The organism is Rhodococcus sp. 15-725-2-2b (assembly GCF_002259075.1).
Classification (GTDB): domain Bacteria; phylum Actinomycetota; class Actinomycetes; order Mycobacteriales; family Mycobacteriaceae; genus Rhodococcoides.
This window is the reverse complement of record NZ_NPFL01000011.1, coordinates 165,395-187,700: the sequence shown is the minus strand read 5'-3', so window position 1 is coordinate 187,700 and position 22,306 is coordinate 165,395. Positions and strand designations below refer to the sequence as shown.

The following is a 22,306-nucleotide window of genomic DNA, read 5'->3' as shown; positions in this document are numbered from 1 at the left end:
TCGGCAACCTGGTCATGACAGACCTAGGCAGAACGACGCCTGGTTGCCTGCCTCGACCGACCGTAGACATAGCGTCATGACTTCTTCCACTTCTCCGCAGCTCCTCGGACGCACAGCCGTCGTCACCGGATCGACCAGTGGGATCGGTGCTGCCATCGCGCTGACCCTCGCCGCCCAGGGGGCATCGGTGGTCGTCAGCGGCCGCGACGCCGAGCGCGGCAAGGCCCTGGCGCACAGCATTTCCGAGACAGGCGGCACTGCGGCCTTCGTCGCCGTCGATCTCTCGGGCAGCTACCAGGAGCTCCGCGAATTCGCGGCCCGCGCCACCGACGCTCTCGGCGGCCGTGTCGACATTCTCGTCAACAACGCCGGCATCTATCCGGCCACCGCCACCGCAGACCTGCCCGACGACCAGCTCGACGCGATGCTCGCCGTCAACGTTCGAGCTCCGCATGTGCTCGTCGGCGAACTGGCTCCCGCCATGGCCGAGCGCGGCAGTGGCGTCATCGTGAACATCGGGTCGTGGATGGCCATGATGGGCAGCCCCTTCGCCGCGATGTACTCCGCTACCAAGGCCGCCGACGAACAACTCACTCGCAGTTGGGCTGCCGAGTTCGGCCCACGCGGCGTGCGGGTCAACGCCCTCGCACCCGGCGCGACGCTCACGCCGGGCAACGAGGATGCGCGAGAGGTGTTGGACGCCATGACGGCCGGAACGCCTGCAGGCACAGTGCTCGAGCCACAGGACATTGCGAACGGAGTGCTGTTTCTGGTCTCCGACGACGCCGCGATGGTGCACGGGACAACGCTGTACGTGGACGGCGGTATCTCGGTCACCCGCGGATGAACACTCGTGGTGCTGACCGCTACTGGGCTGTTGCCTTCAGCGTCGAGGTGGCCTCGGCCAACCGAGTGACGGCGTCCCAATCCTCCTGCGCGACGGCCGAAGCCGGAGTGAGCCACGATCCGCCCACACAGCCGACGTTCGGCAGCGCCAGGTAGCTCGATGCATTGGAGGTCGAGATGCCACCCGTCGGGCAGAAGCGTGCGGCCGGGATCGGCGAGTGGATCGACTTCAAGAAATTCGCGCCACCGGATGCTTCGGCCGGGAAGAACTTGAGCTCGGTGTAACCGGCCTCGAGCAGAGTGAGCACCTCGGACACCGTTGCGGCACCGGGCAAGTGGGGTAGTCCGGTGTCTCGCATGGCCTTCGTCAGGGAAGGCGTACAGCCGGGCGAGACCAGGAACTGTGCGCCCGCGTCGGCGGCCTGCTTGGCCTGGCCGGGAGTGATGATCGTGCCGGCACCGATGAGGATGTCGGGAACCTCGGCGGCGATGCGCTCGATGGCATCGAGCGCCACCGGTGTCCGCAGAGTCAACTCGATGACGGGCACTCCGCCCGCCACCAGAGCGCGAGCGATCGGAACGGCATGGTCGAGATCGTCGATGACGACGACAGGAATGACGGGTACACGGTCGAGCAAGGATGCAGTCACGGTCTTACTTTCTCTCGAATCGGGTTCTCGGGTCAACGCATCACGAACATCGCACCCTCGTCTGCCGGACCGACGAGAGCACGCATCCCGGAGAACAGGTCACGGCCGGTGCTCGACCACTCGTCTGCGTCCAACACTCGACCGGTGACCGGTCGGGCTTCGAACTCGTCGAGCGGAACGTCGATCGACAATGTGCCACCGAGAGAGTCCACGGTGATCACGTCACCGTCGAGGATCTTCGCTATCGGTCCACCGCTCGCCGCCTCGGGTGTGAGATGAATTGCCGCAGGCACTTTTCCGGAAGCTCCGGACATCCGGCCGTCGGTGATCAGCGCGACGGACCGGCCGCGGTCCTGCAGGATACCCAACGCGGGGGTGAGCTTGTGGAGTTCTGGCATGCCGTTGGCCTGCGGTCCCTGGTACCGCAGCACCGCAACGAAATCGGTGTCGAGCAGTCCTGCATCGAACGCCGCCAGGAAGTCGGCTTGGTCGTCGAACACCCGAGCCGGACCGCTGACCACACGATGTTCCGGTGCCACCGCAGAGGTCTTGATGACGCTTTTGCCGATCGGACCGGTCAACATCTTCAGCCCTCCGTCGGCACTGAACGGCTCGGTTGCACCGCGTAACACGGTGGCGTCATGACTGATTCGAGTTCCGTCCTGCCACATCACTCCGTCGCCGTCGAGCTTCGGCTCTTGGGTGTAGCGTCGCAGGCCCTGCCCAGCAACGGTTTTCACGTCCTCGTGCATCAACCCGGCGTCGAGCAGAGACCCGATGACGAACCCGAGTCCACCGGCCGCGTGGAAGTGATTCACGTCGGCCTTGCCGTTCGGGTAGATCCGGGCCATCAGCGGCACGACGGCCGACAGATCCGACAGGTCCTGCCAGGTCAGCGTGATTCCGGCGGCTTTGGCGATGGCGACGAGGTGCATCGTGTGATTGGTCGAACCACCGGTGGCGAGCAACGCGACGCAGCCGTTGACGATCGACTTGACGTCGACGACCTCCCCCACCGGAGTGTAGTTGTCGCCCAACGACGTCAGACCGGTGACGACGTGCGCCGCCTCGCGGGTCAACGCGTCGCGCATCGCGGTTCCGGGGTTGACGAACGACGATCCCGGCAGGTGCAGGCCCATGACCTCCATGAGCAACTGATTGGAATTGGCCGTTCCGAAGAACGTGCAGGTGCCACTGCCGTGATACGACGCGGCCTCCGCGTCGAGCAGGGCCTCGCGCCCCACCTTGCCCTCGGCGTAGAGCTGGCGCGCTTTTGCCTTCTCCCCGTTGGGGAGTCCGGACGTCATCGGCCCAGCGGGCACGAACACCGCAGGCAGATGACCGAAACTCAGTGCGCCGATGAGCATTCCGGGGACGATCTTGTCGCACACCCCGAGCATCAGGGTGGCGTCGAACATGTCGTGGGACAACGCGATTGCGGTCGACATCGCGATGATGTCGCGGCTGAACAGCGAGAGCTGCATGCCGTCACGGCCCTGCGTGATGCCGTCGCACATGGCGGGAACTCCACCGGCGAACTGTGCGATGCCGCCGGCGTCGATGACCGACTTCTTCAGCACGGCGGGGTAGGTCTCGAACGGCTTGTGCGCCGAGAGCATGTCGTTGTACGCCGAGACGATGGCGATGTTGGGCTTGACCATGCCGCGCAGTGCTTGTTTGTCGGCCTTGCCGGAGGCGGCGAAACCGTGGGCGATGTTTGCGCAGGCGAGGCGGCCACGGGCGGGGCCTCGATCTCCTGCGGCGTCGATTCGAGCGAGGTAGGCGGCGCGAGCGGACTGGCTACGGTCTGCGATGCGGTCGGTGACCTGCCGCAGGACCGGATGAAGTGTGTCCATGAGTATCTCCGATGTTCGGTATCTCATCACTCACCTTAAGTCCGCTTAGGTCGATCGACAACCCAACTTATGCTTTTCGAAGTTATAAGTGGCACTTCTTGGGTTGTTGCCGTAGAAGTTGCCAGTTGGTTGAATGGCGTCTATGTCGATGCCGCGCCCGAGCGCTCCACCTGCGACGGCAGGCGAGGTTTTCGCTCTGGTCCGCGATGGAGAAGCTGATACCCGGGCCGAGCTCGGCCGGATCACCGGACTGTCACGGTCTGCCGTCGCGTCCCGCGTCGCCGCGCTCACCGGCCTCGGCCTGGTCATCGAAACCGAGGACACGCACTCGACCGGCGGCAGGCCTCCGGCGAGACTGTCGTTCGACATCGACGCCGGAGTCGTGCTCGCCGCCGCGATCGGACGCAGCCGCTCCCAGCTGGGCGTCTTCACCCTCGGCGGCGAGTTGCTCGCGAGCGACACCGTCGACCAGGAGATCGGCGTCGGCCCGGACGAACTGATGCCGCAGATCACCAAGCGACTGCAGGCACTGCTCGACGAATCGCACCGAACCGGCCACCGCATCCTCGGGGTCGGGCTGTCCATCCCCGGCACCGCCGACACCGACCGAGGGTGCAGCCTGGACTCGCCGATCATGCACGGCTGGGACGGGGTGCCGCTGGCCCCGTTCTTCGCCGATACGACGTCGGCTCCGGTGTTTCTCGACAACGACGCCAACGCGATGGTTCTCGCCGAACGTCGCGACAACAGAGATCGCTTCCAGAACGCCCTGTTGGTCAAGGCCTCGACGGGTCTCGGAGCCGGGATCGTGGCAGGCGGTGCGCTGCAACGCGGATCACTCGGGGCTGCAGGAGAATTCGGCCACACCAAGACCGCAGCTGCAGCAGGTGTCGCCTGCCGGTGCGGCGACAGCGGCTGCCTCGAAGCCATCGCAGGCGGCTGGGCACTGGTGCGCGCACTCAACGAACAGGGCCGCGAAGTCGGCCACGTCCGCGGCGTCGTCGACCTCGCAGTGAGCGGCGACCCCGAGGCACGCAGACTCATCCGCGACAGCGGTCGCCACATCGGCGAAACTCTGGCCGGGGCCGTGAACCTGCTCAACCCCGAGGTACTCATCATCGGCGGCGACATGGCGAACGCCTACGACATCTTCGTCGCCGGGCTGCGTGAAACCGTCTACGGCAACGCCACCGCACTGGCCACCAAGGCCCTCACCATCCAGGCCACCACCCATGGCGACCTCTCCGGAGTCATCGGTAGCGCCGCGCTGGTATTGGATCAGGTGCTCAGCGCCAGAGCCGTCGACGACGCCCTCGGCGGCTGATCGTCACTCGCCATCGGCACGGTTGCCGCTCGTCGCACTCCAGCGACCGCCGGGCGCACGGCGATGCGTCGATTCGAGGACGTGCGCCCGTGCCGGACATAGGGTGATCGCAGTCACACCTGCGAGCCTGGAGACCCCACACATGTCACTGAAAGCGGCCGACGAACCACACGTCGAATTGCTGAAGACAGATCCCGATCTGCCGCCCGTCGGCGTCGTCGAGTCACATCCGATGACCCCGATCAAGCGCCTCATGCTCGTCGCCATCGGCCTTCTCGGCGGTGTTGCGTGGACGATCATCGCGATCGTCCGCGGAGAGAATCCCAACGCCGTCTGGTTCGTCATCGCCGCGGTGTGTACCTACATCTTCGCCTTTCGCTTCTACGCCAGGCTGATCGAACGCAAGATCGTCTTCCCACGCGACGACCGCGCCACCCCCGCCGAGATTCTGGAGAACGGCAAGGACTACATGCCGACGGACCGTCGGGTGCTGTTCGGCCACCACTTCGCCGCGATCGCCGGAGCAGGCCCGCTCGTCGGACCCGTCCTCGCCGCTCAGATGGGTTACCTCCCGGGCACCATGTGGATCATCATCGGCGTCGTGTTCGCCGGTGCCGTACAGGATTTCCTGGTGCTGTGGATCTCGACGCGACGCCACGGCCGCAGCCTCGGCCAGATGGCCCGCGACGAACTCGGAGTAGTGGGCGGCACCGCCGCCCTGGTCGCGGTGTTCGTCATCATGATCATTCTCATCGCGGTGCTCGCCCTGGTCGTCGTCAACGCACTCGCCGAAAGCCCGTGGGGTGTCTTCTCCATCGCGCTGACCATTCCGATCGCACTGTTCATGGGTGTCTACCTACGCTTCCTGCGGCCGGGCAACGTCACCGAGGTCTCGCTCATCGGCGTCGTCCTGTTGCTGCTCGCCATCGTGGCCGGCGGTTGGGTTGCCGAAACCGATTGGGGCACCGACTGGTTCACCCTCTCCAAGGTGACCGTCGCCTGGCTGCTGATCGGCTACGGTCTGCTCGCCTGCATCCTGCCGGTATGGCTGCTGCTCGCCCCGCGCGACTACCTGTCGACGTTCATGAAGGTCGGCACCATCGCCCTACTGGCCGTCGGCATCCTCATCGCGCGTCCCGAGATCCAGATGCCCGCGATGACCAGCTTCGCCACCGAGGGCAACGGGCCGGCATTCGCAGGGTCCCTGTTCCCGTTCCTGTTCATCACCATCGCCTGCGGCGCACTGTCCGGCTTCCACGCTCTGATCTCCTCCGGCACCACGCCGAAGCTGCTGGAGAAGGAAAAGCAGATGCGCATGATCGGCTACGGCGGCATGCTCACCGAGTCGTTCGTCGCCATCATGGCTCTGATCACGGCGTGCGTCCTCGATCAGCACATCTACTTCGCGCTCAATGCCCCGGCGACATTGACCGGTGGCACTCCCGAGGCTGCAGCTCCCTACGTCAACGGATTGGGACTGAGCGGCGGAGACATCACGCCTGCCGAATTGAGCCAGGCCGCAGCCGATGTGGGCGAGGAGACGATCATCTCCCGCACCGGCGGCGCACCGACACTCGCGTTCGGCATGTCCGAGGTACTGCACCAGGTGTTCGGCGGGCCGGGGCTCAAGTCGTTCTGGTACCACTTCGCGATCATGTTCGAGGCACTGTTCATCCTCACCACGGTCGATGCAGGCACCCGCGTCGCACGCTTCATGCTCTCCGACAGCATCGGCAACCTGCCCGGCGCATCGGCCAAGAAGTTCAAGGATCCGTCGTGGCGTCCCGGTGCCTGGATCTGCTCGCTGATCGTCGTCGCAGCCTGGGGCGCAATCCTTCTCATGGGCGTCACCGATCCACTGGGCGGAATCAACACTCTGTTCCCGCTGTTCGGTATCGCGAACCAACTGCTGGCCGCCATCGCACTGACGGTGGTACTCGTCATCGTGGTCAAGCGTGGCCTCTACAAGTGGGCCTGGATCCCCGGAGTTCCACTCGCCTGGGACCTCATCGTCACCATGACGGCGTCGTACCAGAAGATCTTCTCCTCCATCCCGGCCATCGGCTACTGGACGCAGCACTCGCAGTTCCGCGACGCCAAGGCGCAGGGCCTGAGCGAGTTCGGTAGCGCCAAGACACCCGAGGCCATCGACGCCGTCATCCGCAACACCTTCATTCAGGGCACGCTGTCGATCATCTTCGCGGCACTCGTCCTGGTGGTCGTGTTCGCCGGAGTGTGGGTCTGCATCAAGGCAGTGCGGGGAGACAACCTGCCCGACAACGAGGAGCCCGAGGTGCCGTCGAAGATCTTCGGTCCCACCGGGTTCGTCCTCACCCCGGCCGAGAAGAAGATCCAGGCCGAATGGGACGAGCTGATCGACGCGGGCACCGTCCGTCGCCCCGGATCGGCGCACTAGATGCGCGGGCTGTGGTGGTGGATCACCTCGGTGATGGGCGACCACGATTACGACCGGTACGTCGCCCATCTGGCCCGCCACCACCCCGGCCAGGAACCGCCGACCGTGCGGCAGTACTGGAAGGATCGGCACGCGGAGGCGGACCGAAACCCGGGGGCACGCTGCTGCTGACACGGTGATGTCCGATTTCCGCTAGCACCGACGCGTCCACGCTGACACAGTAGGTGCATGAGCAGCGAACGGCAGGTGCAAGAACTGGACTTCGATCGGTGTTATCGCGCGGTCTCCTCGCGTGACGCACGGTTCGACGGCCAGTTCTTCACCGCCGTCTCCACCACCGGCATCTACTGCCGACCCTCCTGCCCGGCCCGCACACCCAAGCCCGGCAATGTCTCGTTCATGGCCACCGCAGCGGCGGCGCAACAATCCGGCTACCGAGCCTGCCGCCGCTGCCAGCCCGACGCCACCCCCGGTTCCCCACGCTGGAACATCCACTCGGACCTCAGTTCTCGTGCCATGCGACTGATCTCCGACGGAGCCGTCGAACGTGGTGGCGTCGACGGCCTCGCCAGCACCCTCGGTTACTCGACCCGTCAGTTGACGCGCGTGCTGACGGCCGAAGTCGGTGCAGGACCGCTGGCATTGGCCCGCGCGCACCGCGCCCACACCGCCCGCACCCTGATTCAGACCACCGACATGTCGATGGCCGACGTCGCCTTCGCGGCCGGCTTCTCCAGCGTTCGGCAATTCAACGACACCATCAAAGAAGTCTTCGCCGTCGATCCGTCGACACTGCGCAGAGAAGCACACCGCACGGCCGTTGCGACCGCGGGTGGAACGGTCACCCTGCGCTTGCCGTACCGCCCGCCGCTGGATCGCGGCTGGATCGAGTGGTTCCTGCGGGGCCACGTGGTCGAGGGCATCGAATCCTTCTCCGAGGACGGCGAATACGTGCGATCGCTGCGCCTGCCGCATGCCGCCGGGCTCGTGGCGTTGCGTGTGATGGACGGATTCGTCAGCGCCGCAGTGACATTGCAGGACATGCGCGATCTTGCCCCGGCCGTCGCTCGGATTCGCCACCTGCTCGATCTCGACGCCGATCCACTCGCCGTCGACGACGCCCTGCGCACGGATCCGCAGCTGGCACCGAGCGTCGACGCCCACCCGGGCATCCGTGCCCTCGGAGTGGTCGACGGCGCAGAGATGTTGCTGCGCACCGTGATCGGACAACAGATCTCGCTCAAGGCTGCGGCCACCCACACCGCCCGGCTCGTCGATGCTCTCGGTGCGCCACTCGATCTCGGCAACGGAACCGTCACCAGGTTGTTTCCCGAGCCTGCCGTCATCGCCGAACGGGGCCACGAAGTTCTCACCGGACCTGCCGCCCGGGTGCAGACCGTCATCCGCGTCGCCGACGCCATCGCGGCGGGAACCGTCGTGCTGCATCCCGCGCGAGAAGGGCCCGAACTGGAGCGAGAGCTGCTCGCGCTCAAAGGGATCGGACCCTGGACCGCCCGGTACGTCGTGATGCGACTGCTCGGTGATCCCGATGTTCTGCTCGATACCGATCTCGTCGTCCGCCAAGGTGCTCAGGCACTCGGCATCTCGTTGAACGATTCCGCCCGCTGGGCTCCGTGGCGTTCGTACGTCTCGATGCACCTGTGGGTCACCGCACTGGAAAGAAGACAGCCATGACAGCCACCGCCGCCACCCAGGACACCCCGATCGGGCCGTTCAGCACCATCGTGGACGCCGATCAGCGCGTGCTCGCGTCCGGCTGGACCGCCGACGTCGACGAACTCCGCGTCCTGATCCACCCGACGATGCGACCCGACAGCGTGCGCACCGCGGCCGATCTCGGCGATGTGACGCGCGCCGTCGAGAACTATCACCGCGGTGAGCTGACCGTCATCGACTCCGTTGCCGTCGCGCAACGATCCGGCGAATTCCTCATGCATGCCTGGGGCGTCCTGCGCACCGTCGAACCCGGTGCGCCGGTGACCTACTCCCAGTTCGCAGAACTGTCCGGCAGACCGGCAGCAATCCGTGGTGCTGCGTCGGCATGCGCTCGCAACGCTGCCGCGCTGTTCGTGCCGTGCCACCGGGTGGTTCGAATCGGCGGGGCTCTCGGCGGTTTCCGCTGGGGACTGCCCGTCAAGGAATGGCTGTTGGCCCACGAGGCGGCCTGACCGGCCTCGCCTTGGACGGCGGTGGCACACAGCTGGGCAGGCCGAGACGTTATGGTTCTTCACGATCCGCCATCCGCCGAATGTGAGGAAGCCACAGTGACCGAATCGGCAGTGCCCGGTAGTACGTCGAAGTCCAAGACGTCCGGCAGTGATCGTGGTGACCTCATCGGGGTCGGCGGCCTGTGGCTGGCCAAGTGGTCGCTGATCCTCATCTCGATCGCAGCCGGGGCGTGGGTGTTGGGCTGGCTGATCGGGCACCTCTGGGTGATCCTGCTGCCGGTCCTGCTCGCCGTGATCGTCGCGACGGTGCTGTGGCCGCCGGCGAAGCTGATGATGCGTCTGGGATCTCCGCCCGCCCTGGCCGCGTCGGTATCGCTCGTGGTGTTCTTCGTCGTCATCGGCGGCATCATCACCTTGATCGTTCCGTCCGTCGCCGAGCAGGCACCGGAGTTGGTCGACCAGGCATCGGGCGGTATCGCGCAGGTACAGGACTGGTTGAAGGGGCCGCCGCTGAACATCGGCGACGACCAGATCGACTCGGCCGTGTCGGCGATCGTGTCGCGTCTACAGGACAGCGGCGAGGTCATCGCCACCGGCGTGTTCACCGGCGTATCCGCCGCAGGCTCGCTGCTGGTCACCCTGGCGCTGGTGTTGGTGCTGACGTTCTTCTTCGTCAAGGACGGACCGAAGTTCCTGCCGTGGCTGCACGGGTTCTCCGGCGGCCGCGCCGGAACCCATCTGGGCGAGGTGCTCTCACGGATGTGGGGGACCCTCGGCGGATTCATCCGAACTCAGGCCATCGTCAGTTTCATCGATGCATTCTTCATCGGTCTCGGACTGGTCATCCTCGGCGTTCCACTGGCCCTGGTACTGGCGACCCTGACGTTCATCGGTGGCTTCATCCCGATCGTCGGTGCGTTCGTGGCGGGCGCTCTCGCCGTTCTGGTGGCCCTGGTTGCGAACGGGCTGACCACTGCACTGATCGTGCTCGCCATCATCGTCGCGGTACAGCAGCTGGAAGGCAATGTGCTGCAACCGATCCTGCAGAGTCGCAGCATGAACCTGCACCCGGCGATAGTGCTGCTGGCCGTGACCGGCGGTAGCTCACTGTTCGGCATCATCGGCGCGTTCCTCGCCGTCCCGGCTGCCGCGGTGGCTGCCGTGCTGATCAGGTACCTGTCCGAGCAGATCGACGCCCGCTCGAACGAACCGGACCAGGACGAACTCGAGGACGAGATCCCGCCGCCCGAGGGGTTGACCGACGAGCAGGCCGGTCTGGACGACGAGGACGAGTCGAAGTCCGACAAACCTTCGTCAGGTCAGGACGCGACGACCTGAAGTGTCGATCCGGTGCGCTCCCGCTTGACGTAGAGGCGGCTGGGAATGCGTTGACGCATCTCGTCGACGTGGCTGACCACGCCGACGACGCGTCCGCCCGCACGTAGTTCGTCGAGAACCGACATCACCGATTCGAGGGTGTCGGCGTCGAGCGTGCCGAATCCTTCGTCGATGAACATCGTGTCGAGGACGACACCTCCGGATTCGGCGGCCACCACATCGGCCAGGCCCAAGGCGAGCGAGAGCGACGCGAGGAATGCCTCACCGCCCGAGAGGGTCTTGGCCGAGCGCACGACGCCGGTGTAGTCGTCCCTGATGTCCAGTCCGAGACCGCCCCGTTTGCCACGGACGCCTGCCTCGTCGGAGTGCACGAATTCGTAACGCCCCGAGGACATTCGACGCAGCCTCGCGGATGCGGACTCGGCGACGTCCTCGAGTCGGGACGCGAGGACGTACGAGCGCAACGACATCTTGCGAGCATTCTGCCCCCGGCCTGCCACGACGTCCGCCAGGTTCGCCAGTTCGTCGAACTCGGCGCGTTGTGGCGCGATGGCCTGGGCGGCGGTGAACAGTTCGGTGATCAGTCGTTCCAGATCGTCTGCGCGCCTTCGGCATTCGGCCACTTCGGCAGCAGCGGCCCTGACCTTCTCGTCCAGCTCGGAACACGCATGTGCCAGCGGTTCCAGATCCACCGGCGGCCGGCCGGCCACGTCCACGATGGCGGGCTCGCGCAACACGTGCTCGGCATGTGCGCGCGCCTCCTCGGCGGTGCGCAGTTCGGTCTCGATCTGCTCGACGCGGTCCGCGGCCAACACTGCCCCGGCTGCCGCGTCGACGGACTCGAAGCTCGACGCCTGCACTCGCCGGTCCAGTTCGGCTGCCAGCTCATCGGCCCGCGCAGTGGCGTCGAGCCAGGCGATACGCGCCTCCTGAATTCGCCGGGCACCGTCGATCAAGGCTTCCCGCTCCGCGATTCGGTCCACCAGCGACGCGCCCTCGTTCACTTCCTCGGCGACCGACGCTCGCATCTGCGTCAGCGATTTCTCGGTGGCCGAGATGCGTTCGTCGACGGCACTGCGCGAGGCGACGAGGTCGTGGTGCCTGACCGTCAGCGCGTCCGACTCGCTCCGCAGCCGATGCAGTTCCGCGGTTGCGGGTTCGACATCGGCCGCACGCGCACGAGCGTCCTGCACTGCGGTGGTCGCGGCATCGAGAATCCGGGTCAGTTCCGCAGCGGACTCCCCTCCGGTGCGATCGTGCAGCAGGTCCACGCCGCGTTGCGCTTCTGCGACGACCGCGACCGCCTTTTCGAGCGCAGCAGCAGCCTTGCGTTCCGCGGCGGCGGCCTTGTCTTCCTGCGCCTTGGTCACCGTCGACGTCGACGCGGCAGCGGGATGCGGGTGCACCTCCGATCCGCACACGACGCACGGCTCCCCCGCCTCCAGACGAGCCGCCAGCTCGGCCGCCATCCCGTCGATGCGTCGCTCACGGAGATCGAGCAGGTGCGCCCAGGCCGTGTTGTGCGCTGCTCTGGCGCTGTCGCGCGCCCGCTCCGCCTCGGCCAGAGTCGCGCGTGTGCGCACCAGGGCGAGGGCGGACACGGCCGCCGCGCGGGCACGATCGCATCGCTCCTCGAGACCCGGCAACTCTGCCTCCGCCGAGGATGCTCGTGCCACCCGAGATTCGACCGCTCCGATCTTCTCTGGCATCGACGCCTGCGACTGCACGGTGCGTTCGATCGCCGCTGCGGTGGTGCGTTGCTGCGCACGACAGTCGGCGAGGGTGCCGTCGAGTCGGTCGGCTTCTCGGGCCAGACCGAGCAGCGACTGCAACCGCGCGACATCGGTGGTCCAGTCACGCACGAACTGTGCGACGACCGTGCGCTCGGCCGACGGATCCGCCGGTGCCGGTGGCCAGTGCAGTGCAGCGTGGAAGCGTCGGCCCTCCGCCGTCGACGGGAGGGCATGCTCCGCCGCCGCGAGTGCGGACGTTGCGGCGTCAGTCGCCAGTCGTGCGAGACGGAGGTCTGCAGCAGTGTCCGCGATCGGCCCGGCGGCCGCGGAATCGGCGAGCTCGATTCTGCGCGCTGCTCGCACCGTCTCGCCCTCCCGATACTGCACGAGTTGCCCCTCGGCCAGAGCGCGTCGACGCTGCAGATCTACAACGGCGGTGGCCTTCGTCAGCGCTGCCGACGCACGCCGAGCAGCCGCATCGATCAGCACCGCTCGACCTTGCGCGAGGGTCCGATTCTGCCGGGCTTCGTCGAGGACGTCGGCCGCCCATTCGAGGGGGTCCGGCTGTTCGCCGTCCTCGCCTGCGGGCTCGGGCACACCCGATGCCTGCGACACCCGGCCGAGCATGATGTCGATGGCGTGGTGAGCTTCGGCGAGTTCGGCGGCGAGCTCCCGGCGGCGCTGCGCGAACCACTCCTCGACATCACCGAATCTGCCTGTGTCGAAGAGTCTTTCGAGCAGGTTCCCGCGTTCGTCGCTGTCGGCTCGAAGGAACCGCGCGAACTCACCCTGCGGCAGCAGCACCACCTGAAAGAACTGGTCGGCACTCATCCCGAGCAGCGCGTTGACGGCGTCACCGATCTCGCTGAGCCGGGTGAGGTTCTGCCCGCGGCCGTCGAGCCAGGTGAGACTGGCCTTGGCGTGCTGCTTGGTGGTACCCGTACTTCGCAGCTTGGGCCGCAGGAATTCCGGACTGCGCACAATTCTGATCCGACGCCCACCGAGTGTCGCTTCCAACGTGACCTGTGGCACCGCACCCTTGGCCGCGTGATCGGACAGCAGCCGCTTGCCCTCGCGACGAGCTCCGGGCACCGTTCCGTACAGCGCGAACGCCACGGCGTCGAGAACCGTCGTCTTGCCGGCTCCGGTGTGACCGTGCAACAGAAACAGCCCGTCGGCCCCCAGCGCATCGAAGTCCACCGTCTCCGTGCCCGCGAAGGGGCCGAAGGCGGTGATCTCGAGTGAATGCAGCCTCATGCAGCACCGCGGTCGGCCGTGGTGGCCGACCCGCGGGTGGCCTCGGTCTCCCGTTGCACGGAGGCCAGAGCGCGGGACAGGAGCGCGGATTCCGCGGCCGTCGGCACACTGCGCATGTCCGTCACGAAGGAGGTGGCGACGTCGAGATCGCTGCGGCCGCGCACACGGTCGCGGTAGCGAAGCTCGCCGGATCCCTCCGGCCGACGCCATTCCAGGTGGATCGCGTGCGGGAAACGCTGCTGCAACAAGCGCATTGCGTCGACCGGTCGAACCTCGTCGGTGAGCACGGCGGAGACGTAGTGATCCTCGAACTCGCAATACGCTGCGTCCGTGGTCAATTCCTCGAGCGTTCCTTCGATGCGGGCGAGGCCGCGGACCACCGGCAGATCCACTCGCTCGACAGTGCCGAGCCCGTCGGCATCGAGATCGACGATCCATACCGCCTTGTGGTGCGACCGCTCGCCGAACGAATAGGGCAGCGGCGAACCGGAGTACCGCACCCGGTCGGTGAGGGTCTGGGGCGAATGTAGATGTCCGAGCGCCACGTAGTCGACTCCGTCGAACGCCGACGCAGGCGCGGTCTCGATACCGCCGGAGGAGATCGACCGCTCCGATCCGGTCGCTTCACCGCCGACGATGAAAGCGTGGGCGAGCACGACCGAGCGAACACGTTGCCCTGCCTCGCTTCTCGCCGCGAGGTCGCCGCGCACCCGATCCATCGCGGCACCGAGAACGTCGGCATGAGTACGCGCAGTGGGAACGTCGAGTTCGAGGCGAGTGGTTTCGGGCTCGAGATACGGAATGCCGTAGAACGCAACGCACCCGTGCTCGTCGTCGATGACGACCGGGGTCGCGACATCGCCCACCCGCGTCATCAGATGCAGCCCTCCTGCCGACGCGAAGGCCGCGCCTGCGCCCAGTCGAGCGGGTGAATCGTGATTTCCCGACGTCGCGACGATCACGGCACCGGCCGCGCGGATGGCCTCCAGTCCGCGGTTGCAGACCAGGACGGCATCGGCACTGGGAACAGCGCGGTCGTAGATGTCGCCCGGCACCACCACCACATCGATCGATTGTGCCGCAACCAGTTCCGCGATGGACCTCAGCACAGCGCCCTGATCGGCCAACAGGTCGACACCGTGAAAGGTGCGACCGATGTGCCAGTCCGAGGTGTGCAGAATTCTCATGCGTTCGACGCTATCGGCAAGCACCGACAAACTATTCGAGGCTCGTCGGCCTGTCGGACGTGAGCTGCGGTCCACAGCCATCGAGAACCGAAGTTGTCGGTACCGTCCTGCATCATCTGCCCCATGAACATTCTCACCGCGTTCGGACTGCTCGTCGCACTCGGTATCGGCGCGGTCGTCGGCTGGTTGTTGCACGCCTCGCGGATGGGCGATCGCGCCGTACGAGCCGAGGCCCATTTGGCCGCGCTGCGCGAGCACGAGAGCATGCTTCGGCAGTCACTGAGTGCGGTCAACGAGGACTCGGCTCGACGCAATTCGACCGTGATCGGCCAACAGGTCTCGCACCTGGTCGAGCCGTTGCACGACGCCGTCGATGCGCTCTCCGAGCACGTCCGGCAGGTCGAGCACAATCGCATCCGGGCGTACGCGGGACTGTCGGAGCAGGTCACCGGTATGCACCGTGCATCGATGCATCTGTCCACCCAGACCGGTCAGCTGGTCACCGCCCTGCGCGCACCGCAGATCCGGGGCCGGTGGGGCGAGATCCAACTCGAGCGAGTCGTCGAGCTGGCAGGCATGCTCAAGCACTGCGATTTCGACACTCAGGTCAGCAAGGACGGCATCAGACCCGACATGATCGTTCGTCTCGCCGGCGGACGCCAGATCGTCGTCGACGCCAAGGTGCCGTTCGCGGCGTATCTCGACGCCGCCCAGGACGAGGATCCCGGCGCGCGGGAGAAGAATCTGCGACGCCACGCCAAGCAACTGCGAACCCACATCGACCAGTTGGCCGACAAGGCGTACTGGCAGGCGTTCGAGCCGACCCCGGAGTTCGTCGTGCTGTTCGTTCCCGGCGACCCGTTTCTCGACGCGGCCCTGACATCGGACACCGGTCTGCTCGAGTACGCCTTCGGCCGGAACGTGATCCTGGCCACCCCGACCACCCTGGTCGCGCTGCTGCGCACCGTCGCCTACACGTGGAAGCAGGAGTCACTGGCCGAGGACGCCGCACGCATCCAGCAGTTGGGACGCGAGCTGTACACGCGGATCGGTGTCGTCTCGACGCACCTGGACAAGCTCGGTGCCCACCTCGGCAAGGCCGTCGAGTCCTTCAACTCCACCGTCGGGTCGGTCGACACCAGGGTGAGCGTGACGGCGAGAAAGCTGCACGAGCTCGAACTGTTCGACGCCGAGCCGGTGGACATCGCCCGAGTGGACGAGCGTCCCAAACTGTCCGATTCGTCCCGCTACCGGCACGACTTCGGTCATGTCAGCGATGCAGTCGGCTGAACAACGGCTAACCTCGGGGGGTGTCTACCTCCCAACGTGCCCGCTCCGGGGTACCGCTGGATCACCGATCCATCCTCGCGACCCTGCCCGGCGTTCCCGCATGGGGTGCCGTCGCGATCGCCGCGGGACTGACTTTTCTCGGATTTCTGATCGATGCCGCACGCGGTACCGAGCTGACCGGTGCGTTCGCGTTCATGTACATCCTCGGCTGCATCGCCGGCGTCCTTCTGGTCCGCTTCCGCGGACTGTTCACGGCGATGGTGCAAGCCCCACTGATCCTGTTCGTGGCCGTGCCGCTGTCGTACCAGTACTTCACCGACAACGCAGGCACCAGCCTCAAGGACATCAACCTCAACGTTGCCATTCCGCTGGTCAACCGGTTTCCGCTGATGCTGCTCGGCACCGTGGTCGCCGTCGGACTCGGAGTCCTGCGCATCGTGCTCAAACGCCAGAACACGCATGCCCCCACCCTTCGACGAAGCCAGAAGACCGAGGGCACTGTTCGACGCAGCCGCAAGCCCGGTGACGACAAGGCGACCAGAGCCCAGCGCCGGGTACAGGACGAGCGCCCGGAACGGTCCCGCAGGCGCGCAGCTGCAGCCGATCGCAGCACCGACTCCGCGGCCGAGGCCACCGACATCGTGCCCGGGCCGTACGTCGGTCGCAGAAACACCGATTCCCGCCCGCGACCCGACACCGAACCTCGCTCGAGTTCGAGCCCACGACGATCGGCCGCGTCGGCACCACAGACTCGATACGCCGCCACCGACTCACCCCGGCAGGACTACAAGCCCGAATACCAGAAGCCCGAGTACCCGCGAACGCAGTATCCGCAGGGACAGTCCCGCGAGGCACAGCGACCGCAACCGTCCGAGCCTCGTTTCTCGGCAGAGCCCCGCTATTCGACCGAACCTCGTCGCGAGCGCTCGGCCCGGGTTCACGCTCCTCGCGAGGTCGCCGATCCGTACAGCACCGGAGCCAGGCCCGTCGTGACTCCTCGGACGAACGCTTCCTCGGCACCCGGTTCGCCCGCAGAGGACGGCCAGGGCAATCACGCTCTACCCACCCCGCACCGGGACGACATTCCCCCGCATCCGGTGCCGCGGGTTCGCTACCGCGACCGCCACAGCGACTAGCCCGAACACGAACGAACGCCCCGTATCGGTTCCTGCTCCTGCGCAGGTTTCCGATACGAGGCGTCGACTTTTCGCTGACGTCGCTTCTAGCGAGCGGGACGCAACTCTCGGGGCAGAGAGAACACCAGGGTCTCGTTCGCGGTGGTGACCGGCTGCACGTCTGCATAGCCGTGCTCGGCGAACAGTTCGATGACGCCCTGCACCAGGATCTCCGGTACGGACGCACCCGAGGTGATACCGATCGTCTCGACCCCGTCGAGCCAGGCCAGGTCGATTTCCTTGGCGTAGTCGACGAGGTAGCTCGCTCGCGCACCCGCACCGAGCGCGACCTCGACCAAACGCACCGAGTTGGAGGAGTTCTTGGAGCCGACGACGATCACCAGATCGCATTCCGGTGCCATCGCTTTCACGGCGACCTGACGGTTCTGTGTGGCGTAGCAGATGTCGTCGCTGGGCGGGTCCTGCAGCGTCGGGAAGCGCTCACGCAGTTTCGCGACCGTCAGCATCGTCTCGTCGACACTCAGCGTGGTCTGGGACAGCCAGATGACCTTGTTCTCGTCTCGAACGGTGACGTTGTCGACCGATTCGGGCCCGTCGACCAGCTGAATGTGCTCGGGAGCCTCACCTGCGGTGCCCTCGACCTCCTCGTGACCTTCGTGGCCGATGAGCAGGATGTCGTAGTCGTCTCGGGCGAAGCGCTTGGCTTCCTGGTGCACCTTGGTCACCAACGGGCAGGTGGCGTCGATCGTGCGCAGGTTTCGCTCGGCCGCAGAGGTGTGTACGGCAGGTGAGACACCGTGCGCGGAGAACACCAGCAGCGATCCCTCGGGAACCTCGTCGGTTTCCTCCACGAACACCGCGCCGCGATCGGACAGCGTCTCGACCACATGCCGGTTGTGCACGATCTCCTTGCGCACGTACACCGGCGCACCGTGCTGTTCGAGCGCCTTCTCGACGGTCTCGACCGCACGATCGACACCCGCGCAGTAGCCCCGCGGCTCCGCGAGCAGCACTCGCTTACCCCCGGCGTACGAGGACGCACCCGTACCGGCGGACTGTGCAATACCAAGATTCAGTGGAACAGCCGAAGACATACCTACCAGGATACGTGCACCGAGCGCGGCTACCTCGTTTCCGTGACCTCGAGCCCCGGCTGGAGTGGGTCGTACCGCCTGTCGGCTACCCAAAGTTCACGGTTTCGGGCAGTCTGGTGCACATGACTCGAGTCCCCTTTGCAGCGCGCGTGGCTGCAGGCGTCGCCGTGACCGTCGTGGAAGAGGCTCGCAAGCTTCCCGGTTCCGCCCTGATGCTGCCGATGACGGTCGTCAGCGAGGCACTGGCGCGTGGCATGCGATTCCAGCAGCAGGTGACGGCGCTGGCCATCAAGGGCGATCTGATCATCGCGACCCTGCCGGTCATCGGGACCCCGACCGAGGAGCAGCCCGCCTGGGCCAGCTTCGACGACGACGGAGACGAGACCTTCGACACCGAGTCGAGATTCGACGCCGCTGTCATCACCGACGACGTCGATGTGCCCGACGCCCCCGTGACCGAGCCCGTCGCTGCGAACGGCCGCTTCGCTCTGTACTCGACGCCTCCGCTGGACGAGCCGGTCCAGGACACCTCGGCCAAGCGCGCTCCCTCCGCCGACAAGCCCGAGATCGTCGAGATGATCGACTTCGACACCCTCGCCCTGGCGCAGCTGCGCGCGCGCCTGCGCACACTCTCGATCGAGGACCTCGAAACTCTCCTCGAGTACGAGAACGACACGCTCTCCCGCGCACCGTTCCAGACGATGCTCGCCAACCGCATCACCACCGCCAAGGCCAAGTGAGCACTCCCCCTACTCAGTCCGGTCCCACCCAACCAGGCGCGAGCACCGCCGAACAGCCATGGCCGGTGCGTACCGTCGCCATGAAGGTCGCCGGCTGGATCGACAAGCTCGGCTCCATCTGGGTGGAGGGGCAGCTCACCCAGATCAACGCTCGCCCCGGCACCAGAACGGCCTTTCTGACACTGCGCGATCCGTCGGCCGACATGTCGCTGTCGGTGACGTGTTCGCCGCAGTTGCTCGATCGTTCACCCGTTCCGCTGACCGAGGGTGCCCGCGTCATCCTCTACGGCAAGCTGTCGTTCTTCACCGGCAGGGGAACGATCTCGCTGCGCGCCACGGACATTCGCGCGGTGGGCGTCGGCGAACTGCTGGCTCGCATCGAACGACTCAGAGCCCTGCTCGCCGCGGAAGGATTGTTCGACCCGCGCCTGAAACGTCCGCTGCCGTTCCTGCCGGGCACCATCGGCCTGATCACCGCACGCGCCAGCGCAGCCGAGAAGGACGTGCTCACCGTCGCGCAGAGGCGTTGGCCCGCGGTCCGATTCGAGGTTCGCAACACACCTGTTCAGGGTCCGCAATCGGTGCCGGCGATTCTGAACGCCCTGAAGGAGCTGAACGACGACCCCGCCGTCGACGTCATCATCCTCGCCCGAGGCGGCGGTAGCGTCGAGGATCTGCTGCCGTTCTCCGACGAGGCCCTGTGCCGCGCCATCTCTCGCGCCACCACGCCGATCGTCAGTGCGATCGGCCACGAGCCCGACAGCCCGCTCAGCGATCACGTGGCCGACCTGCGGGCCGCAACCCCTACCGATGCCGCCAAACTCGTGGTGCCCGACGCCGTCGCCGAACAAGCTCTCGTCTCGGAATTGAAGTCGAGAAGTGCTGCAGCGCTGCGCAATTGGGTCGAGCGCGAGGCACGCGGCCTGGACATGCTTCGACACCGACCGGTGCTGGCGGACCCACTGGCCGCACTCGAGCAGCGTCGCGAGGAGATTCGGCGGCTGCTCGATGCGGCCCGACGCGACGTACAGCGCGAACTCACCACACAGGACACGCTCGTCGAACATCTGCGGGCCAGGCTGTCGACGCTGGGGCCTGCTGCCACACTTGCTCGAGGCTATGCCGTCGTACAGCGGGTGGTCGCGGGTTCGGATCCCGAGGTTCTGCGTTCGGTCGAGGACGCGCCACCGGGTACACAGATCAGAGTGCGCGTGGCCGACGGTGCCGTCACCGCCGCAGTCATGGGGCGAGTCAAATGACAGAAGGAGTACGCATGAGCGAGAACGACAAGCCGGTATCGGAACTGGGCTACGAAGAGGCCCGCGACGAATTGGTGGGCGTGGTGAAGATCCTCGAGCAGGGCGGGCTCGATCTCGATGCCTCCCTGGCCCTGTGGGAGCGGGGAGAGCAGCTGGCCACTCGCTGCGAGGAGCAGCTCGCCGGTGCCCGCAAGCGAATCGAGACCGCGCTCGCGAGTACCGAGAAGCACAGCTAGGGCGTGAGCGGTTCGGTCACCTCGAGGGACTCGGCCAGCGTGGTGAAGTCCTCGGTGCCTGCAGTACCGCCCAGCAGGATTCGCACGTCACCGAAGTCCGAGACCCAGTACTTTCGCGAGCCCTCCTCGCCGTAGACGACCCAGTCCCGACCCGACACGTTCTGCGTGCCCGACGCGTACACCGTCTCCTCGCCGGCGACGAAGGGAACCAACACTTCCTCGACGGCGCTGGTCTGGGTCAGCTGCAGATACGCACCCGATCCGGTGATGTATCCGACAGTCGACACCGGTCCGCCGTTGTCGCCTGCGATCGTCGGACGACTGCCCGAGTTGGGGGTCCAATCCTCGGGAACAGCCGGATTGCGCACCGGAAAGCCGATTTCGGACGCGTCGTACTGCAGCGCGGTGTCGATGTCGAAGTTGGGGATGGGGCCCTGCTTGGGCCCACCGGGGCTCAGCGAGCACTGACTGGCGATACCGGCGATCAGCAAACATGCGATGACCAGCGGTATGAGCGACCACACCATGTCGCGGCTGTTGTTGAGAATCCGGGGTTTGCTGTTCGCCACCTCACCAGTATCCCCTCTGCGCAGCAGTGCTCGGTCGGCGCGTGCCTCACAGACGACCCGACCCCACCGCGGGCATCACAGAAGTGAGATAATCGCGCCTGGGTAACACCCCACCAACCAGGAGGCTACAAACCGATGACGGCCAGCACCGAGTCCACTCGCGCCATGGCGCCAGATCGCAACCTCGCACTCGAACTCGTACGCGTCACCGAGGCCGGTGCGCTCGCCTCGGGTCGCTGGGTCGGTCGCGGCGACAAGGAAGGTGGCGACGGAGCAGCAGTCGACGCCATGCGTCAGTTGGTCAGCTCGGTCTCGATGCGCGGCGTCGTCGTCATCGGCGAGGGCGAGAAGGACGAAGCGCCGATGCTCTACAACGGCGAACAGGTCGGCAACGGCAACGGCCCCGAGGTCGACTTCGCCGTCGATCCCGTCGACGGCACAACGCTGATGGCCAAGGGCATGCCCAACGCCATCTCCGTTCTCGCGGTCGCCGAGCGCGGTGCCATGTTCGATCCGTCCGCCGTCTTCTACATGAAGAAGATCGCCGTCGGACCCGACTTCGCCGACGTCATCGACATCACCGCACCGGTCGCGGAGAACATCGCCCGCGTCGCCAAGATCAAGAAGGGATCCTCCTCCGACGTCACGGTGTGCATCCTCGACCGACCCCGGCACGCCGAACTGATCCAGCAGGTGCGCGACACCGGCGCTCGCATTCGTCTGATCTCCGACGGCGACGTCGCGGGTGCCATCGCCGCCGCCCGACCCACCTCCCCCATCGACATCCTCATGGGCACCGGCGGAACTCCCGAAGGCATCATCGCGGCGGCCGCGATGCGCTGCATGGGCGGCGTCCACCAGGGCATGCTGGCTCCGACCGACGACGACGAACGCCAGAAGGCGATCGACGCCGGACACGATCTCGATCGCGTCCTGTCCACCGAAGACCTGGTCTCGGGCGAGAACGTCTTCTTCACCGCGACCGGCGTCACCGACGGCGACCTGCTCCAGGGCGTCCGATACTCGGGCGGCGGTGCACACACGCAGTCCATCGTGATGCGCTCGAAGTCCGGCACCGTCCGCATGATCGACGCGTACCACCAGCTCAACAAGCTCAAGGAGTACTCGACCATCGACTTCGACGGCGACACCTCCGGCGCCATCCCGTCCTTCTGACCGTCCGCTC

19 protein-coding genes are annotated in these 22,306 nt (G+C 66.4%); 13 read left to right on the top strand and 6 right to left on the bottom strand.

Annotation, left to right across the window (positions count from 1 at the left end; genetic code table 11):
- Positions 1-76: 76 nt before the first annotated feature.
- Positions 77-847 (top strand): SDR family NAD(P)-dependent oxidoreductase, encoded by a 771-nt coding sequence (locus tag CH306_RS14745; RefSeq protein ID WP_094646973.1) that lies wholly within the window; start codon positions 77-79, stop codon positions 845-847.
- Positions 848-866: 19 nt separating this feature from the next.
- On the opposite strand, the gene eda is transcribed toward CH306_RS14745, so the two are convergent.
- Together eda and edd are read right to left on the bottom strand one after the other, a co-directional pair.
- Positions 867-1,496, bottom strand: coding sequence for a bifunctional 4-hydroxy-2-oxoglutarate aldolase/2-dehydro-3-deoxy-phosphogluconate aldolase (eda, locus tag CH306_RS14740; RefSeq protein ID WP_032394043.1), 630 nt, complete (start codon positions 1,494-1,496; stop codon positions 867-869).
- Positions 1,497-1,528: 32 nt separating this feature from the next.
- Positions 1,529-3,352, bottom strand: a complete 1,824-nt coding sequence (edd, locus tag CH306_RS14735; RefSeq protein ID WP_094647048.1) for a phosphogluconate dehydratase — start codon at positions 3,350-3,352, stop codon at positions 1,529-1,531.
- A gap of 142 nt (positions 3,353-3,494) precedes the next feature.
- Here edd and CH306_RS14730 point away from each other — a divergent pair, with 142 nt between their 5' ends.
- From CH306_RS14730 to CH306_RS14705, 6 genes are all read left to right on the top strand, one after another.
- On the top strand, positions 3,495-4,676 hold the full coding sequence (locus tag CH306_RS14730) for an ROK family transcriptional regulator (RefSeq protein WP_094646972.1): 1,182 nt from the start codon (positions 3,495-3,497) through the stop codon (positions 4,674-4,676).
- Between the two features lie 142 nt (positions 4,677-4,818).
- Complete coding sequence (locus CH306_RS14725) at positions 4,819-7,092, top strand: carbon starvation CstA family protein (protein WP_094647047.1); 2,274 nt, start codon at positions 4,819-4,821, stop codon at positions 7,090-7,092.
- Positions 7,093-7,263 carry a YbdD/YjiX family protein gene (locus CH306_RS14720; RefSeq protein WP_072692145.1) on the top strand — a complete coding sequence of 57 codons (171 nt, stop codon included), beginning with the start codon at positions 7,093-7,095 and terminating at the stop codon, positions 7,261-7,263. It abuts the gene before it with no gap.
- Between the two features lie 57 nt (positions 7,264-7,320).
- The gene (locus CH306_RS14715; RefSeq protein WP_094646971.1) at positions 7,321-8,787 is read left to right on the top strand and encodes an AlkA N-terminal domain-containing protein; all 1,467 of its coding nucleotides are present in this window, start codon (positions 7,321-7,323) and stop codon (positions 8,785-8,787) included.
- Positions 8,784-9,281 (top strand): methylated-DNA--[protein]-cysteine S-methyltransferase, encoded by a 498-nt coding sequence (locus CH306_RS14710; protein WP_094646970.1) that lies wholly within the window; start codon positions 8,784-8,786, stop codon positions 9,279-9,281. The genes CH306_RS14715 and CH306_RS14710 overlap by 4 nt, the downstream gene beginning before the upstream one ends.
- Before the next feature lie 51 nt (positions 9,282-9,332).
- On the top strand, positions 9,333-10,619 hold the full coding sequence (locus CH306_RS14705) for an AI-2E family transporter (protein ID WP_094646969.1): 1,287 nt from the start codon (positions 9,333-9,335) through the stop codon (positions 10,617-10,619).
- Here CH306_RS14705 and CH306_RS14700 read toward each other — a convergent pair.
- Both CH306_RS14700 and CH306_RS14695 read right to left on the bottom strand, forming a co-directional pair.
- Complete coding sequence (locus CH306_RS14700) at positions 10,601-13,609, bottom strand: AAA family ATPase (protein ID WP_094646968.1); 3,009 nt, start codon at positions 13,607-13,609, stop codon at positions 10,601-10,603. The genes CH306_RS14705 and CH306_RS14700 overlap by 19 nt on opposite strands.
- Positions 13,606-14,796, bottom strand: coding sequence for an exonuclease SbcCD subunit D (locus CH306_RS14695; protein WP_094646967.1), 1,191 nt, complete (start codon positions 14,794-14,796; stop codon positions 13,606-13,608). The genes CH306_RS14700 and CH306_RS14695 overlap by 4 nt, the downstream gene beginning before the upstream one ends.
- Before the next feature lie 123 nt (positions 14,797-14,919).
- Between CH306_RS14695 and CH306_RS14690 the strand changes: the two genes are divergently transcribed.
- Together CH306_RS14690 and CH306_RS14685 are read left to right on the top strand one after the other, a co-directional pair.
- Positions 14,920-16,086 carry a DNA recombination protein RmuC gene (locus tag CH306_RS14690; protein WP_094646966.1) on the top strand — a complete coding sequence of 389 codons (1,167 nt, stop codon included), beginning with the start codon at positions 14,920-14,922 and terminating at the stop codon, positions 16,084-16,086.
- Positions 16,087-16,106: 20 nt separating this feature from the next.
- Positions 16,107-17,222: a DUF6542 domain-containing protein gene (locus tag CH306_RS14685; RefSeq protein ID WP_179272885.1), complete on the top strand. Its 1,116-nt coding sequence runs from the start codon at positions 16,107-16,109 to the stop codon at positions 17,220-17,222.
- An 86-nt stretch (positions 17,223-17,308) separates the two neighbouring features.
- Here the strand turns inward: CH306_RS14685 and CH306_RS14680 are convergent, their stop codons facing one another.
- Positions 17,309-18,316, bottom strand: a complete 1,008-nt coding sequence (locus tag CH306_RS14680) for a 4-hydroxy-3-methylbut-2-enyl diphosphate reductase (protein ID WP_045199125.1) — start codon at positions 18,314-18,316, stop codon at positions 17,309-17,311.
- A gap of 122 nt (positions 18,317-18,438) precedes the next feature.
- On the opposite strand from CH306_RS14680, the gene CH306_RS14675 reads away from it, so the two are divergent.
- Genes CH306_RS14675 through CH306_RS14665 form a run of 3 tightly spaced genes read left to right on the top strand, consistent with a single transcriptional unit; the run spans position 18,439 to position 20,551 of the window.
- Positions 18,439-19,056, top strand: a complete 618-nt coding sequence (locus tag CH306_RS14675) for a lipid droplet-associated protein (RefSeq protein ID WP_094646965.1) — start codon at positions 18,439-18,441, stop codon at positions 19,054-19,056.
- On the top strand, positions 19,053-20,315 hold the full coding sequence (gene xseA, locus CH306_RS14670; RefSeq protein WP_094646964.1) for an exodeoxyribonuclease VII large subunit: 1,263 nt from the start codon (positions 19,053-19,055) through the stop codon (positions 20,313-20,315). The genes CH306_RS14675 and xseA overlap by 4 nt, the downstream gene beginning before the upstream one ends.
- 14 nt (positions 20,316-20,329) lie before the next feature.
- Positions 20,330-20,551 carry an exodeoxyribonuclease VII small subunit gene (locus CH306_RS14665; RefSeq protein WP_032394033.1) on the top strand — a complete coding sequence of 74 codons (222 nt, stop codon included), beginning with the start codon at positions 20,330-20,332 and terminating at the stop codon, positions 20,549-20,551.
- Here CH306_RS14665 and CH306_RS14660 read toward each other — a convergent pair.
- Positions 20,548-21,120 carry a DUF4245 domain-containing protein gene (locus CH306_RS14660; RefSeq protein WP_094646963.1) on the bottom strand — a complete coding sequence of 191 codons (573 nt, stop codon included), beginning with the start codon at positions 21,118-21,120 and terminating at the stop codon, positions 20,548-20,550. The two genes, CH306_RS14665 and CH306_RS14660, sit on opposite strands and share 4 nt — an antisense overlap.
- A 135-nt stretch (positions 21,121-21,255) precedes the next feature.
- Here CH306_RS14660 and glpX point away from each other — a divergent pair, with 135 nt between their 5' ends.
- Positions 21,256-22,296: a class II fructose-bisphosphatase gene (glpX, locus tag CH306_RS14655; protein WP_032394031.1), complete on the top strand. Its 1,041-nt coding sequence runs from the start codon at positions 21,256-21,258 to the stop codon at positions 22,294-22,296.
- The last annotated feature ends 10 nt before the right edge of the window (positions 22,297-22,306 follow it).